Origin of the sequence: Demequina phytophila (assembly GCF_000971135.1) — a bacterium.
Classification (GTDB): Bacteria; Actinomycetota; Actinomycetes; order Actinomycetales; family Demequinaceae; genus Demequina; species Demequina phytophila.
Window position 1 is genome coordinate 293,663 of record NZ_BBLW01000003.1, and the last position, 16,584, is coordinate 310,246.

The window sequence follows — 16,584 nt, forward strand, 5'->3', positions numbered from 1 at the left end:
GGAATGCTCTCACCTGCGAGGGGGCGTCGCGATTCCGCCACAAACCTCGCCAGATGTGACGGATGCGGTTAACGTGACAAAAGGTACTGGCGCGCTTCGGGGCGGGGTGCGCCGTTCACGTCGTCGGGGGAGGCCACGTGCGGGTGCGGAAGGCTCTGGCGGGATTCCTTGCTCTGATCCTGGCGGGCGTGGGTGTGGTGGTGGGTGCCACCGCCGCGTCCGCGGAGGACCCTGCCGTGCTCGGGATCACCAAGACCACGAGCCCGGAGGTGGTCTCGCCCGGCGACACCGTCCAGTTCACCATCAACGTCTCGTGCACGTACTCGGGCGCCAACCCCGCCGCCGGGTGCACCAACGCGACCATGACCGACGTCATCCCGGACGGGCTCACCCCGACCTCCGTGACGGCTACCTACCAGGGCTCCAACCCGCCGCAGCAGCAGTACGTCGGCGACATCACGGGTCAGGAGGTGTCGGTCGACTTCACCACGCCGCTCGCGGACCCCGCGGGGTCGGTCGGCATGCTGCAGGGCACCACCGCGGAGATCGTGATCACCTGCACCGTGGACGACCTGCCGTACGCGGCGGACGGGATCCCGCTCGTGAACGAGGCGGAGTTCTCGGCGACCAACCCCGAGACCGACGACGTGACGGACACCGCCACCGTGACCCCGGAGGTCCCGCTGGTCCTCACGTCCGACGTCGAGAAGTCGTTCACCCCGGCGTCGGCGCTCGCGGTCCCCGGCACGGAGACGGTCGCCTCGATCGTCGCGACGAACACGTCCGACGAGGGTGCCGATCAGATGGTCATCCAGGACCCGGCGGACCCGACCGCGTCGCCCAACCCCTTCGACTCTCTCCAGCTCACCTCGCTCGACATCAACTCCTTCCCGCCCAATGCCGACCAGGTGCAGATCGAGATCTACGAGGACGGCGCGTGGACCACCGTCGACGACCTCCCCGCCGACACGTCCGGCATCACCGGCATCCGGCTCACCTTCACCAGCTCGACAGGGGAGCTCATCGAGCCCGGCGCCGAGGCCGACATCGACCTCGGCTTCGAGCAGCGGGACCTCGGCGCGCTCGACCAGGACGTGGTCGTCGACAACACCGTGACGAACGAGGTCGAGCGGGACGACGTGGTGGGCCCGTCGGACGACGACGCCGCGTACACGATCTTGGGCAACATCCCCGATGTGAGCGCCGACAAGGACGTCACCCCTCTCTACGGTCCGCACGGCAGCGAGTTCAACGCCGAGCTCGTGGGCGAGAACACCTGGACCGACGACCTCGCCTCGCTGTCGCTCACGGAGCCCGCGGACGGCACGCCCGGCTTCGACGACTCGATGTCGTTCGAGGGCTTCGCCGAGCCGTTCGACTGGCCCGCGGGCGCGACGGGCGGCACCATCACGTACGAGTGCTCCGGCACCGACGCGGCGCCTCAGGACCTCGACGCGGCGCCCGCGCTGCCGCCCGGCCCGCCGGCCGGCTGCGACGTCACGCGGTTCACCATCGACTTCACGGGCACCATCCCCCCCGGCGCCACGGCCACCTTCAACGTCACGCTCGGCACCGACCCCGACGACCCGGCGCAGGCGACGCAGCACGACAACACCGTGGGCGTCACCGGCACGTCGCCCAGCGGGGCCACCGGCGACGACGAGGCCGACGACACCTTCTACACCTACCTCGCGGTGATCGACGCGCTGCAGAGCAAGGACATCGTCCCCGGCACCATCATCGGCAACGCGGGCGAGTGGATCGTCGCGACCCTGCCCGGCGGCACCGCGCCCGCGCCGGGAGGCCTGCCGCTTCCCGACGACTACTCGACCGTCCCGTCCCACGAGATCGTCATCCAGGACCCGCCCGCGACGAGCCTCGACGACGACACCCCGCTCGACAGCGACTTCTGGGACACGTTCTCGCCCACCGAGCTCGCGGACATCGCGATCCCGGCCGGCGCGACGCTCACCGTCAACTACTGGGACCCCGTCGCCGAGGAGTGGGTCCAGCTGCCCGGACCGGACTTCCCGATCGAGGGACCCACCACGTGGTCGTGGCCGGGGCCGTTCCCGGACGACGTGGGGGGCTTCCAGTTCATCTTCGAGTCCGAGCAGGGCTTCCCGCCGGGCACCACGCTGCAGCCGAACATCGTGCTCGAGCTCGACGAGGACGTGATCGGCACCGACCCCATCACGGTCGACAACTGCGCGAACACCGCCGCCACGGCGGACAACGCGGATCCCGACCTGTCCGAGCCCGGCTGCGACAGCATCACCATCCTCCCGATCGACCCCGACGGCGGCGGGGATGGTGCGGGCGGCACGGGGGAGTACGTCGACAAGGACATCCTCGAACCCACCATCAACGCCCGCACCGAGGACGAGGTCACCGCGCGGCTGCTGTGGTCCACGGGCGGCGTGTCCGGCATGGACTCGTTGACCCTCTCCGACGTCCCCGCGCCCAGCGCGGCGCCCGCGGACCTCGCGCAGTCCTTCTTCGACGCGTTCGACCTGGTCGCCATCGAGGCCATCACGCCCGCGACGGACCCCCTCATCCAGTGGGACGCCGTGGCGTCGGTCGAGCTGTACCGCGTGGGGGTGGGCTGGGTCGAGGCGGAGAACTCGCCGTGCCCCGGCGGCTGCGACGGCCAGCTGCCGCGCATCCCGCTCACCCCCGAGGAGCAGGCGGACACCATCGGCGTGCGGATCCAGTTCGTCGAGGGGTCCGCGCGCGCCGACTCGACGGACCCGACCGCGCCGCCCGTCGGCAGCGGCGTCGCGCGCTCCATCGACGACGAGCGACCCGTCGACCTCACGTTCCGGATCCGCGACGAGCGTCGCTCCGACGGGTCGCCCGTCACGGGACACTCCCTCTACAACGAGCCCCCGGACGAGGGCCTCATCCGGGACGACGTGAGCGCCACCGCGGAGGTGGGCGACGAGACGTTCGTCGACGACGGCTCGGACGTCATCGACATCCTCGACGTGCCGCTGGTGACGGACATCACCAAGGACTGGACGGGCGGACCCCTGGGCGACCCTCCGCTCGGCACCGACCCTGACGACTACCCCTCGGGTCGCGTGACCCTGACGGCGCTCAACCAGACCCAGGCCCGCATCGACAGCATGGTCGTGGCGGACCCGGGCGACACCGGACTCAACCCCTACGACTACTTCACGCTCACCGACATCGTGAGCATGCAGGTGCCCTCCGGCACCGAGTCGTGGACCGCCACGCTCGACGTCGACAGCGACGGCGACGGCGTCGCGGACACCACCACCGTGGTGACGTCCACCCCGGGCGACCCGCAGGACCCCGGCCCGCTGACCTCGCTCACGGCCGGCGAGCTCGAGGACGTGGTCGGCATCACCGTCGACTACGAGGGGCGCATCGATCCCAACGCGAGCGCGGTGATCGTGTTCGACCTCCAGCTCCGCGAGCTGAACCGCTCCGACGGTACGGACATCGAGCCTCCGTTCGGAGGGGAGATCGACGTCGCCAACGGCGCCGACGTCACCATCGACGACGCGGGCCGCGATCCCGAGCTCCAGCCGGACCCGATCACGGACGACGACGGCGCGGTCATCCAGATCGTCGACCTCGACCTCGATCTCACGGTCGACAAGCAGTTCGGTCCGCTGCCGGCCGGCAGCGAGTGGACCACCGACGGCTTCTCGCAGACCGAGCCCGACCAGAGCGAGTTCGGCATGCTGCTGTCCGTCACCCCGAGCGGCTCGGCGCGCACCGGCGAGATCGAGGTGCGCGACATCGATCCCACGTTCTGGAACGCCTACGAGTTCGTGCGCTTCGACGAGTCCTTCACCTTCACCGACCCGATCGACCAGGTGCAGGTCGACGTGCTCGTGGGCGGCGACTTCACCGACACCGGCAGCGACGTCGACCCCGGCACCCAGGTGTGGATCCCCGGCGAGCCGAGCGACTTCCCGACGCTGCCCGCGGAGATCACCGACCCGTCCGAGATCCAGGGCCTCAGGATCACCTACTCGCGCGCGGACGGCGACCAGTGGGAGAACTCGGAGATGCCCACGCAGGAGATCCCGATCGTGGTGCAGCGTCGCGACGAGCTCCTCACCGGCGGCGAGGTGCCCACGGACATGGCCGGGAACGAGCCCGCGCCCGGCGAGGTCGACCCCGGCCGGTCCACCAACACCATCGATGGCATCGCCCGGTCCTACCTCACGGACTCGAGCGGCGGGAACCCGCTGTTTACGGTGCAGGCCGAGGACGACACCGCCTCCGTTCTGTACGAGCACGCCACCACGGCGGTCGCGGTCGAGAAGAACCCGTCCGGCACCATCCCGCCGGGCGCCGTCACGGACTTCACGCTGACCATCACCAACACCGGTGACTGGCCGATCATCGACCCGGTCATCACGGACCGCCTCCCCACGGACGCCGACGGGCCGATGCTTCAGCTCGAGCCCGGCAACGACGACCCGTACGCCTACGACCTCGCGGGCGGCGCCCCCGATCCGGCGAACGGCCTGCCCATGCCCGAGGACTCTGCGGACGTCACGGAGACCGTCTCGGGCGACGGATCCGAGATCGTCTTCACATTCCCGCCCGGCACCGTGCTCGAGCCAGGCCAGACCTACACGATCACGGTCTCGCTCTACCCCCGCCCGGGTGTCGCGGCCGGCGTCGACATGACCAACAGCTTCGGCGTGGTCGGCGAGCGGCCCTTCGACGAGTGCGATGGCACGCTCGACGAGGACACCGGCGAGTGCATCGCCGACACCACGGTCGACCTCGCGATCGCGGGCGCCATCCGCTCCGGCAAGGTGGTGAAGGCCGACGAGGGCTCGCTGGGTGTCGAGCCCGTCTCCGACGACATCGACTGCACGCCGGGAGAGGACGGCTTCTACCCCGTCGGTTGCGTGCCCATCACCGCACCCGGCGAGACCGAGACGTGGCGCCTCCAGCTCCAGAACACCGGCACCGTCCCGCTCGACCGCCTGATCGCGATCGACCTGCTGCCGACGCCGGGAGACACCGGCGCGATCAACCCCGTGGACCGCCTGTCCGAGTGGACCCCGATCCTCGAGGACGCCGTGGTGGGCGCCGACGGCCCGCCCGGGACCCTGACCGTCTACGGCACCACCGACGCGGCACCGTGCACGGACGACCTCACGCCATCGACCCCGTGCCCCGCGGGCGCGTGGACCCCGATCGACGAGATCGCCGACCTCAGCACCGTGACCGCGCTCAAGTACGACGTCACGTTCGACGAGGGCTTCGCGCTCGAGCCCGGCGAGACGGTCACCGTGGACTTCCGGACCCGCACCCCCGCGCAGTCCGAGACCGCGGGTCCGGACACGATCGCCTGGAACACCGTGGCCACCGGCGCGGTGACGTCGGACGGCAACGAGCTGCTCCCGATCGAGGGCAACAAGGTCGGCGTCGCGCTCGCCACCGGACCGTTGGAGCTGCTCAAGCTGGTCGACGGCGACGGCGCGGCCTTCGCCCCCGACGAGGTCACCGTCACCGTCCAGTGCACCTCCGTCGGGGAGCTGGTCTACGACGAGGAGGTGACGCTCCCCGTCGGCGAGGTGGTCACCATCGAGGACCTGCCGTACGGCTCCGAGTGCACGGTGACGGAGACCGATGCCGGCCAGACGTCGCAGCTCCCGATCGGCTCGGCCGTGGTCGGCCGCCCCGACGAGACCCCGATCGGGCGGGTCACGGTCACGAACATCTACGACCTCGCGGGCCTCGACGTGACCAAGTCCGTCGACTCCGAGGCGGTCGACCAGGACGGCGAGCCCATCGTCTACGGCCGCTACTTCGTCTACGTGCGATGCGAGTTCCTGGGCGAGCAGGTGTGGGGCTCCGGCTACGGCCCGCTCATGCCCATGGTCGGCATCCTCGACGACGGCGACACGTTCTCCGTCGACGGCCTCCCCGCCGGAGCCGAGTGCACGGTGACCGAGCTGCTGCGCTCCGGCGCGGCCGACGTCACCCTGGACATCACCCCCGGCGGCGCCGCCACGACCGTCGTGGACGGCAACGTCGGCACCATCGAGCTCGCGCCCGACGGCGTGGGCGACGGCAACAGCGTGCTGGTCACCAACCGCTACGACGTCGGCAGCCTCGCCATCGACAAGGTGGTGACGGGTGCAGGCGCGGACATCATCGAGGAGACCTTCGAGTTCTCCGTCGAGTGCACGCTCACCGTCAACGGGCGTCAGGTGGTGACGTGGAACGGCGACGTCACCATCGACTACCCCGCCGAGGACTCGGTGACCATCGAGAACATCGCCTCGGGGTCCGTGTGCGTGGTGACGGAGACCGACGACGGCAACGCCGACACGGTCGACGTCCAGCCCGCCAACGGCGAGGACGGCTCCGCGACCGTGACCATCGGCGTCGACGACGAGGTCACGGTGACCGCGACCAACGGCTTCGACGTGGGCACGCTCGCGATCCGCAAGCGCATCACCGGCGCAGGTCACGACTTCGCGCCCGACGCGTTCGACGTCGCGGTGGTCTGCACTGTGGACGACGAGGTGGTGTTCGAGGGCGAGTACACGCTCGACCAGGGCAACGGCTACTCGGTGTCGATCACCGACGAGATCCCGTACGGCGCCGAGTGCGTGGTCACGGAGGAGGACGCCGGCCAGACCTCGTCCACCATCGTGCCCGGCACCGCGGTCATCGGCGAGGACCCCGAGGTGTTCGTCACCAACGTCTACGAGCTCGCGAGCCTCGACGTCACCAAGGCCGTCGACAGCGATGCGCTCGACGCGGATGGCGACGTGCCCGACTACGGCCCATTCACCGTGACCGTCGAGTGCACGTTCCTCGACGAGGCGGTCTACGGTGCGGGCTACGGTCCGGGTCAGCCGATGATCGGCCAGGTGTCGGCGGGCGAGACCTGGACCATCGACGGGCTGCCGGCCGGCGCCGAGTGCGTGGTCACCGAGGTGGACGATGCGGGCGCCGCCGACACGCTCGTGGTCGCCACCGCGGGGGACCTGTCCGCGACCACCTACAGCACCACGGGTCAGGTGGACCTGGTGCCGGGTGACGAGAACTCCGTGACGTTCACCAACCGCTTCGAGGCGGGCACGCTCGTGATCGAGAAGACGGTCACGGGTCCGGGCGCGGACGATCTGGGCGGCGGACCCTTCACCTTCTCCGTCCTGTGCACCCTCGAGCAGCCCGGCGGCGAGCTCGTCACCTGGGACGGCGACGTGGTGCTCGGCGGCGACCTGCCGCTCACCGCGACGATCGACACGATCGCGGCGGGCTCCGAGTGCGTGGTGACGGAGACGGACTCCGGAGGCGCGGACGACGTCCTGGTCCTGCCGGGCCGCGACGACCCTGAGAGCGCGACGGTCACCGTCGACGCGGGGGCCCAGGTCACCGTGACGGCGCGCAACTGGTTCGCCGCCCCGCCGTCGACCGGCGTGCTCGGCGAGACGGGCTTCGGCGGCTGGGCCGCGCTAGCGGCCGCCGGGGTCCTCGTGGTCGCCGGGGGAGTGCTCCTGCTGGTCCGCCGGCGGGGCTGACGCCTCCAACGTTCCCGGGCCGCCCGTGCCGGCGGCCCGGGGCGGCGGCAGCGTGGATCGATGACGGCGCCGGCGGTCCTGCAGCACGAGCGCCGTGGCGCCGCCGATCAGCACGACCGCGGCAAGGATCACCAGGCCCCAGCGCAGCAGCGGGCCCCAGTCGCGCTCGGTGGTCGCTCCGCCGACGATCCGGATCGAGTCGGATCCGAGCAGGTCGCTCAGCCCCAGGGCCACGGTGTGGCCCGTGATCTCGCCGCCGGTCGCCTCGCGCACCAGGCCCGGGAAGGTGAACGTCACCCCGACGTCGACCGCTCCCTCGACCAGCGCCAGCTGGTCCACGGGCACGCCCGCGCCGGCGAGGCCGCTCGCCGCGCCGGTCTCGATCTCGACCACGTACTCGTCGCCCTCGCGCGTCACCGTGGTGCCGCCGGTGAGCGGCGAGGCGCCCGCAGCATCGTCCACCGCGCCCAGGGGGACGTCCGCGACGGTGACCTCGACGCCCTCCCGGCCGTCCTCGTCCGCGTAGGGGATGACCTCGACGGAGCCGGGGCGCGCGTCCTCGAGCGGCTTCAGCCGCTCGCGCACCGCGTCGGGGTCGAGCAGCTCCTCGACGTCGAGCGCATCGGGGTCGACTCCCTCGGGCAGCTCGTCCCCCATGCTCGCCAGCTGCTGCTCGAGCGCCGTGCGCGCCTGCGGGGTCATCGCGATGACGGCGTGCTGGGTCAGGGTGTCGTCCTCGCCGAGCGTCGTGTCGGTCGAGACCCTCACGCATCCGGTGAGGGCGACCGCCGCGACCGCGAAGGCGGCCCCCAGCCCGCGCATCGTCCCTACCCCTCGAGGGCCTCCGCGACCACCTCGCGTGCCGCCGCCTGCACCTCGCCCAGGTGGGCCTGCGACACGAAGGACTCCGCGTAGATCTTGTAGACGTCCTCGGTGCCGGACGGACGCGCGGCGAACCAGGCGTCGTCGGTGGTGACCTTGAGGCCGCCGATCTTCGCGCCGTTCCCGGGTGCCGCCGTGAGCTTCGCGGTGATGGTCTGGCCGGCGAGCGTGGTCGCGGGCACCTTCTCGGGCGACAGGGCGCCCAGCTTGGCCTTCTCCTCCTTGCTGGCGGCGGCGTCGACGCGCGCGTACCAGCTCTCGCCCAGCCGGTCCACGAGCCCCGCGTGGAGCGCCGACGGCGATGCGCCGGTGGTGGCGATGATCTCGGAGGCCAGCAGCGACAGGATGAGGCCGTCCTTGTCGGTGGACCAGACGCGGCCGTCGCGGCGGAGGAACGAGGCGCCGGCGGACTCCTCGCCGCCGAACGCGATGTCGCCGCTGAGCAGGCCGGGCACGAACCACTTGAAGCCCACGGGCACCTCGACCACGGGGCGGCCGATGTCCCTGCCGACCCTGTCGATGAGGCTCGAGGACACCAGGGTCTTGCCGATGCGCGCGTTCGCCGGCCACTCGGGGCGTGCGCCGCCGTAGAGGTAGGCGATCGCGGCCGCCAGATAGTGGTTGGGGTTCATCAGCCCGCCGTCGCGGGTGACGATGCCGTGGCGGTCGGAGTCCGCGTCGTTGCCCGTGGCGACGTCGTAGGGGGCGTCCGCGCCCTCCATGAGGTGACGCAGGCTCGCCATCGCGTACGGGGACGAGCAGTCCATGCGGATCTTGCCGTCCCAATCGAGGGTCATGAAGCCCCACGCGGGGTCGACCTTGGGGTTGACCACGGTGAGGTCGAGCTTGAACTCCTCGCCGATCGCCCCCCAGTAGTCGACCGCGGCGCCGCCCAGCGGGTCCGCGCCGATCCGCACGCCCGCGCGGGCGATCGCGTCGAGGTCGATCACGCTCGGGAGGTGGTCGAGGTACAGGTCGAGGAAGTCGAAGCCCTGCGTGGTGTCCGCGGTCTGCGCCTTCTTGAGCTGGAAGCGGGGCACCTGCCTCCAGCCGCCCGCGAGGAGCTCGTTGGCGCGGCCCGCGATCCAGCTGGTCGCGTCCGTGTCCGCGGGGCCGCCGTGGGGCGGGTTGTACTTGAAGCCCCCGTCGCGGGGAGGGTTGTGGGAGGGCGTGATGACGATGCCGTCGGCGAGACCCTTTCCGGTGGTGCGCAGGCCCGTCTCCGAGACGGCGCCGTTCGCGACCAGGATGGCCAGGGAGATCGCGGGGGTGGGGGTGAAGCCGTCGCGCGCGTCGACGCGGACCTCGACCCCGGCCGCCGCCAGGACCTCGAGCGCGGTCTCCTGGGCGGGGCCGGACAGCGCGTGCGTGTCCTTGCCCATGAACAGCGGTCCGTCGACTCCCTGGTCGCGGCGGTACTCGACGATCGCGGCGGTGATCGCGACGATGTGCGCCTCGTTGAAGGCGGTGTCGAAGGCGCTGCCGCGGTGGCCGGACGTGCCGAACGCCACGCGCTGCGACGCGACGGTGGGGTCCGGCACCAGGTCGTAGTACGCCCCCAGCAGGGCGTCGACGTCGATGAGGTCCTCGGGAAGGGCTCGTGTGCCCGCGCGCTCGTGCATGAGGCCTACTCTTCCATGGCCCTCGGGCCGGTGCCAGGCCTCTTGGCCCGGTCAGAGGAGGGTAAAGGAATGGCAAGGGGTGGTACCAGGGCGGGTCACGTGTCGCTAGGCTGGTGGGCGTGTCACGAGCCGAGGGAAGCGAACCGAGGAAGGTTCCGGCGGACGCGCTCGCGCGCGCACGGGCCCGTCGCGCTCGCGGGCGGGGCAACGCCCCCCTGCCGGGGCCGTCGGTGGCCGCGCTCATCGTCGCCCATGACCAGGCGCGCCGCATCGCGGCGACCGTGCGGGCGGCGCTCGCGATCCCGGGCGTGGACCTGGTGCTCGTGGTCGACGACGGTTCGACCGACAACACCCAGGAGCTCGCGCGCCGGGCGGGCGCGGTGGTGGTCCGCCACTCGCACGTGCGCGGCCGCTCCGCGGCGGTGGAGACCGGCGCCTCCGTGATCGCCATGCGCGACGAACCCGGTCGCACGCCTCGCGCGATCCTTCTGCTCGACCCCAACCTTGGCCACTACGCGATCGGCGCGGCGCCGCTGGTCCCCGCCGTGCTCGAGGGCGTGTGCGACCTCGCGGTGGCGCTGACGGACGCGCAGGCCGTCGCTCCGGGCGTGCCGTCGAAGATTGCCCGCACCGCGGTCGAGCACGCGACCGGCTGGTCGCCGCGGCAGCCGCTGGGTCGCATCCGGTGCCTCACGCGTGAGGCGCTCGAGGCGGCGATGCCCCTCGCGCGCGGCAACGGGCTCGAGCCCGCCATGACGCTCGACGTGCTCCACGCGGGCCTCACCATCACCGAGGTCGAGTGCGACATCCGGCACAAGGGCCCGTCGATCGAGGATCGCACGCCCGTGGGACGGGCCAACCGGTACCGTGAGGTGCTGCTCGCGACCAGCGCGAGGCGCATCAAGGGCCGGGTCGCCACCGCCCGCACCGCCGTGGGGAACCGCCTGCGGCCGGAGCGGGACGACGCCCCGGAGATCGGGGAGGACGCGTGACGCTGCCGCGGTACGCCTACCTGGGACCGTCCGGCACCTTCACCGAGGCGGCCCTCTTCGCGATGGTCGATCCCGCGGAGGTCGAGCCGGTCCCCGCGGTGGACGTCCTGTCCGCGCTCGCGGCCGTCCGCGCGGGCGACGTCGACTTCGCGGTGGTGGCGATCGAGAACACCGTCGAGGGCGGCGTCACCGCGACGCTCGACACCCTCGCGACCGGCGACCCGCTGGTCATCCTGGGCGAGGTGGTGCTGCCGGTCTCGTTCGAGCTGGTCGCGCGCCCCGGCACGGCCATCGCGGACATCCGCGCCGTGTCCGCGCACTCTCATGGTCTCAACCAGTGCCGCCGCTGGCTGGCCGCGCACCTGCCGGGCGCCGCCCAGGTCTCCGCCTCCTCGAACGCCGCGGCCGCGGGGGAGCTGGCCGCGGGCGAGGCCGCCTTCGAGGCCGCCCTCGCGCCGCCCGGCCTGGCCGCGCGCCTGGGTCTCCAGGTGCTCGCCTCCGGCGTCGCGGACAACGCGCACGCGGCCACGCGGTTCGTGAAGGTGGGCCGTCCCGCCGCGGTGCCCGCGCCCACGGGCGCGGACAAGACCACGCTCGTGGTGCACCTGCCCGACGACCGCGCGGGCGCGCTCCTCGCGATGCTCGAGCAGTTCGCGGCCCGCGGGGTGAACCTGTCGCGCATCGAGAGCCGTCCCCGCTCGGACCGTCCCGGCGAGTACTCGTTCTCCATCGACGCGCTCGGCCACATCGCGGAGCCGCGCGTCGCCGAGGCGCTGCTGGGCCTCAAGCGCACCAACCCGGTGGTGGTGTTCCTCGGCTCGTACCCCGCGGCGTCCGGCTACCCGACGCCCGTCACCCCCGGCACGTCGGAGGAGGACTTCGCCGAGGCGCGCTCCTGGGTGCAGGGGCTGCGCTCCGGGCGCCACTAGGACGGGGCTGCCCCTCTTCTGAGTGCGCCGACGCCCCGGTGATCGCCCGGTGCAGAGAAGTCGCCGCCGATCTGCTCGCGCGTATCAGTGGAGCGCGGGGGACGGTCGCGGGGGACGATGCGGCGGCCGGCTCAGGCCTCCGGCGTCGCCTCCGTGTCGGGGCCGGCAGCGTCGGCCGGGTTCGCCGCGTCCTTGCCCGTCGCACCGGTCCCGCCCGTCGCGGGCACCCGCAGCACCAGCGCTCCCGGCTGAACCTCGGCGAGGATGCGGGTCGCACGCCCGAGCGCCTCGCCGTCGACCTGCACCTTCTGCGGCTCGGCGACCTTGATCTCCACGGTGGTGCCGCGGACGTGGTCGATGCGCGACGTCCGCCACACCCGCTGGTGCCAGGGCTCGCGGATCCCGGCCCCCTGCGCGACCACGGTGCCGAACAGCTCCGTCCAGCCCACGATCCCTCCGCGCGCGTCGAGCGTCGCGATGTCGATGCGGCCGTCGTCGAGGTTCGCGTCGGGGATCAGCTGGATGCCGGCGGGGAGGCGCCCGACGTTCGCGATGAGCACCGTGCGCATGCGGCTGGTCTGCGGTTCGCCGTCGTCGACGGTGATGCGCGCCTCCATGCGCTTGCCCAGGTGTCGCACGGCGGCGAAGAAGTAGGCGACCCAGCCGAGCTTGCGCTTGAGGTTGTCGTCCGCGCCCGCGACCATCTCCGCGTCGAGGCCGGCACCGGCGATCACCAGGAAGATGTGGCGCTCGCCCTCGCCCTCGCCGTCGGGGGTGCGCACCAGCTGGAGCCAGCCGACGTCCGCGGTCCGCTCGGCGCCGTCGAGCGCGGTGCGCAGCAGCGCCGCGGTGTCGCCCAGCGGCAGGTCGAGGTTGCGCGCGAAGAGGTTGCCGGTGCCCATCGGCATGATCGCCATCGGCACACCGGTGCCCGCCACCGCCTCGGCGACGGCGCGCACCGTGCCGTCCCCGCCGACCGCCACCACCAGATCCGCGCCCGCGTCGATCGCCTCGCGGGTGATGTCGCGGCCTGGGTCGTCGGGTGTGGTGTACAGCCACATGGGCTGCGGGAGGTAGCGGATCGCGCACGCGCGCAGCGCCTGCTCGCGCAGCTCCGCGACGCCGTCCTTGGTGGGGTTCGCGATGAACGCGACACGCTCGCGGGCGTCGGAGCGGGCGGTCGCCGCCCCGAGCTCCATGGTGGGCATCGGCTTGATGAGCAGCAGCCGCCGCCAGCGGCGCGGCACCGCGACCGGGTCGCGCTTGCCGATGTGCCGCGTGACGCTCACCACCAACGCGAGCCCGGCGACCGCGACCACGAGCGCTATCAGGGAGATCACGAGCGCGGGGGTCATGAGGAGAGCGTACGTCCGCCGTCGATAGACTGGCGGGCATGATCGACCTGAAGCTCCTGCGTGCCCAGCCCGACGTGGTGAGGGAGAGCCAGCGCTCCCGCGGCGACGACCCTTCCGTGGTGGACCAGGTGCTCGAGGCGGACGCCGCCAACCGCGCCGCCCTCAAGGACTTCGAGGTGGCGCGCGCCGAGCAGAAGGCGATCGGCAAGGACGTGGCGCGCGCGCAGGGCGAGGAGAAGCAGGCGCTGCTGGCCCGCACCAAGGACCTCTCGTCGCGCGTCAAGGAGCTGCAGGCGACGGCCGATGCCGCGTCCGCCCGCGCGGTCGAGCTCGCCCGGTCGCTGGGGAACCTCCCCGAGCCCGGCGTCCCCGCCGGCGGCGCCGACGACTTCGTGGTGCTGCGTCACGAGGGCACGGTGCGCGACCTCGCCGCCGAGGGCATCGCCGTCAAGGACCACCTCGAGATCGGCGAGGGGCTCAAGGCGATCGACATGGAGCGCGGAGCCAAGGTGTCGGGCGCGCGCTTCTACTTCCTCACCGGGATCGGCGCCCGGCTCGAGCTCGCGGTGCTCAACGCCGCGATGCAGACCGCTATCGACGCGGGCTTCTCGCCCATGATCACGCCCACCCTGGTGCGCCCCGAGGTCATGGCCGGCACCGGCTTCCTCGGCAAGCACGCGGACGAGATCTACCGTCTCGAGCGGGACGACCTCTACCTCACCGGCACCTCCGAGGTCGCTCTCGCCGGCTATCACACCGACGAGATCCTCGACCTCGAGGACGGACCGCTCCGCTACGCGGGGTGGAGCGCCTGCTATCGGCGCGAGGCGGGGTCCGCGGGTCGCGACACCCGCGGCATCATCCGCGTCCACCAGTTCCACAAGGTCGAGATGTTCGCGTACTGCCGTCCCGCGGACGCCGCGGCCGAGCACGCCCGCTTCCTCGAGATCGAGGAGCGGATGCTGCAGGCCCTCGAGCTTCCCTACCGCGTGATCGACACCGCGGCGGGCGACCTCGGCTCGAGCGCGGCCCGCAAGTTCGACTGCGAGGCGTGGCTGCCGTCGCAGGAGCGCTGGATGGAGGTCACCTCCACCTCGAACTGCACTACCTACCAGGCGCGTCGTCTCGCGATCCGCGAGCGCGGCGAGTCCGGCACGGAACCGGTCGCGACCGTCAACGGCACCATCGGCACCACGCGTTGGCTGGTCGCGCTGCTCGAGAACCACCAGCAGGCGGACGGCTCGGTGCGCGTGCCCGAGCTCCTGCGCCCGTACCTGGGCGGCCTCGAGGTGCTGGAGCCGGTGCGCTGACAACCCCCGTGCCCGTTCACCCGACCGTCACCTGCGCGTGGACGGCGGCGGCGCCGCGCCGTCGTAGGGTCGAGCCATGAACGATCGCGAGCTCCGCCCGCCGCTGTCCCCGGACCTGTGGCGGCTCGTGGGTCTCGACATCGACGGCACGCTCATGCACTGGGGCGGCGAGATCTCGCCCGCCGTGGTCGACGCGGTCGAGCGCGCGCGCATGTGCCGCAACCACGTCATCCTCGCCACGGGACGCAATATCCTCGGCATGATGCCCGTCGCGCAGCGCCTGGGCATCCGCCGCGGGTGGGCCGTGTGCTCCAACGGCGCGGTGACCGTGAGGCTCAACCCGGCCTCTCCCGGCGGGTACGACATCGTCGAGAAGGTGACGTTCAACCCCCGCGCGGCGCTGGAGCTGGTGCGTGACGAGCTCCCCGACGCCTTCTACGCGGTCGAGGACCTCGGCGTCGGGTTCCTGGTCAACCGCGAGTTCCCCGAGGGGGAGCTGGTGGGGCGCCAGCGCGTCGTCACCGACTTCGACGAGCTGTGCCACGACGAGGCGACCCGGGTGGTCATCCGCGCGCCCGGCGTCGACGTGAGCCATTTCGACGGGCTGGTCCACCGCATCGGCCTCAACGACGTCACCTACGCGGTCGGCTGGTCGGCGTGGCTCGACCTCACCCCGCCGGGCGTGTCGAAGGCCTCCGCGCTCGAGACGTTGCGCCGTCAGCTGGGCGTCTACCCCGATCACACCGTGGCGGTGGGCGATGGCAACAACGACATCGACATGCTCGAGTGGGCCGGCCACTCCGCGGCGATGGGCACCGCGCCCGCCCGGGTGAAGGAGGCCGCGACCGAGGTGGTCGGCTCGGTCGAGGAGGACGGCATCCTCACCGTGCTCGACCGCCTCATCGATCCCGACCGGCTCGCGGTCCTCTAGACCGTCAGCACGACCTTCCCGAACACCTCGCCCGACTCGAGGGCCCGGTGCGCGTCGCTCGCCCGCGCGAGCGGGAACGTCGCGTGGATCACCGGCCGGACCCGACGCGGGATCAGCGGCCACACCTCCTCGTGCACGCGTGCGACGATCGCGGCGCGCTCGACCAGCGGCCGCGCCCGCAGCGTGGTGCCCATCACGGTCGCCCGCTTCGCGACCAGCGCGCCCAGGTCGAGCTCGCCCCGCGCGCCCTTCTGCATGCCGATCACCACGAGGCGCCCGCCCGTGCGCAACGCTGCCACGTTCGCGCCCAGATACGCGGCGCCCACCACGTCCAGGATGACGTCGGCGCCGCCGAGCGCCGCGACCTCGTCCTGCCAGCCGCTGCGATGGTCGAGCGCGACGTCGGCGCCCAACGCCGCGCATCGTGCCGCGCGCTCCGCGCCGCCCGCCGTCGCGATGACCCGCATCCCGCGCGCCTTCGCGATCTGGATCGCGGCGGTGCCCACCCCGCCCGAGCCGCCGTGGACCAGCAGCGTCTCGCCCGCGCGTGCGCCGGCGGCGTCGAGGTTGGAGACCACGGTGCAGCACGCCTCGACGAGCGACGCCGCCTCGACGTCGAAGACGCCGTCCGGCACCGGCAGCAGCAGCGACGCGTCGACCACGGCACGCTCGGCGTACCCGCCGCCCGGGAGCAGGGCGCACACGCGGTCGCCGGGGTGCCAGGGGGACGATGCGGGGGTCGCCTCGAGCACGCCGGCTGCCTCGAGCCCGGGCCAGGCCGGCGCGCCCGCGGGGGCCGGATAGCGGCCCTGACGCTGCAGGATGTCGGCCCGGTTGACCCCGGCCGCTGTGATCCGCATCACAGCGTCATGCGCACCGACCGCCGGTAATGCCACATCTGCCAGGTGTAATACCTCCGGACCGCCCGGTGAGGTGACAAGAGTGGCTTTCATCACTTTCTCCGATTTCCCCCGTCATAGTGGGCCGCCCCTATCCTCTCAACACACGACGCCCACGGATGATGGCTC

General features: G+C 72.3%; 9 protein-coding genes. 5 read left to right on the forward strand and 4 right to left on the reverse strand.

Translation table 11 applies throughout. The features are described from left to right. Positions 1–137 precede the first annotated feature (137 nt). The gene (locus AOM01_RS06410; RefSeq protein WP_062290683.1) at positions 138–7,535 is read left to right on the forward strand and encodes a DUF5979 domain-containing protein; all 7,398 of its coding nucleotides are present in this window, start codon (positions 138–140) and stop codon (positions 7,533–7,535) included. Here the strand turns inward: AOM01_RS06410 and AOM01_RS06415 are convergent. Both AOM01_RS06415 and pgm read right to left on the reverse strand, forming a co-directional pair. After that, positions 7,470–8,357 carry an LppM family (lipo)protein gene (locus AOM01_RS06415; RefSeq protein WP_062290686.1) on the reverse strand — a complete coding sequence of 296 codons (888 nt, stop codon included), beginning with the start codon at positions 8,355–8,357 and terminating at the stop codon, positions 7,470–7,472. The two genes, AOM01_RS06410 and AOM01_RS06415, sit on opposite strands and share 66 nt — an antisense overlap. Positions 8,358–8,362: 5 nt before the next feature. After that, positions 8,363–10,039: a phosphoglucomutase (alpha-D-glucose-1,6-bisphosphate-dependent) gene (pgm, locus tag AOM01_RS06420; RefSeq protein ID WP_062290689.1), complete on the reverse strand. Its 1,677-nt coding sequence runs from the start codon at positions 10,037–10,039 to the stop codon at positions 8,363–8,365. A 230-nt stretch (positions 10,040–10,269) separates the two neighbouring features. On the opposite strand from pgm, the gene AOM01_RS06425 reads away from it, so the two are divergent. Further along, positions 10,270–11,031: a glycosyltransferase gene (locus AOM01_RS06425; protein ID WP_062290691.1), complete on the forward strand. Its 762-nt coding sequence runs from the start codon at positions 10,270–10,272 to the stop codon at positions 11,029–11,031. Next, positions 11,028–11,960, forward strand: a complete 933-nt coding sequence (pheA, locus tag AOM01_RS06430) for a prephenate dehydratase (protein ID WP_062290694.1) — start codon at positions 11,028–11,030, stop codon at positions 11,958–11,960. Before AOM01_RS06425 ends, pheA begins: the two co-directional genes overlap by 4 nt. 131 nt (positions 11,961–12,091) lie before the next feature. Here pheA and AOM01_RS06435 read toward each other — a convergent pair whose 3' ends face one another. Beyond that, positions 12,092–13,315 (reverse strand): diacylglycerol/lipid kinase family protein, encoded by a 1,224-nt coding sequence (locus tag AOM01_RS06435; protein WP_062290697.1) that lies wholly within the window; start codon positions 13,313–13,315, stop codon positions 12,092–12,094. 38 nt (positions 13,316–13,353) lie between these two features. Between AOM01_RS06435 and serS the strand changes: the two genes are divergently transcribed. Both serS and AOM01_RS06445 read left to right on the forward strand, forming a co-directional pair. Next, positions 13,354–14,625 carry a serine--tRNA ligase gene (gene serS, locus AOM01_RS06440; protein ID WP_062290700.1) on the forward strand — a complete coding sequence of 424 codons (1,272 nt, stop codon included), beginning with the start codon at positions 13,354–13,356 and terminating at the stop codon, positions 14,623–14,625. A gap of 76 nt (positions 14,626–14,701) precedes the next feature. After that, positions 14,702–15,556 (forward strand): HAD family hydrolase, encoded by an 855-nt coding sequence (locus tag AOM01_RS06445; protein WP_062290703.1) that lies wholly within the window; start codon positions 14,702–14,704, stop codon positions 15,554–15,556. Here AOM01_RS06445 and AOM01_RS06450 read toward each other — a convergent pair. After that, positions 15,553–16,509 (reverse strand): NAD(P)H-quinone oxidoreductase, encoded by a 957-nt coding sequence (locus AOM01_RS06450; RefSeq protein WP_062290706.1) that lies wholly within the window; start codon positions 16,507–16,509, stop codon positions 15,553–15,555. The genes AOM01_RS06445 and AOM01_RS06450 overlap by 4 nt on opposite strands. Positions 16,510–16,584: the final 75 nt, after the last annotated feature.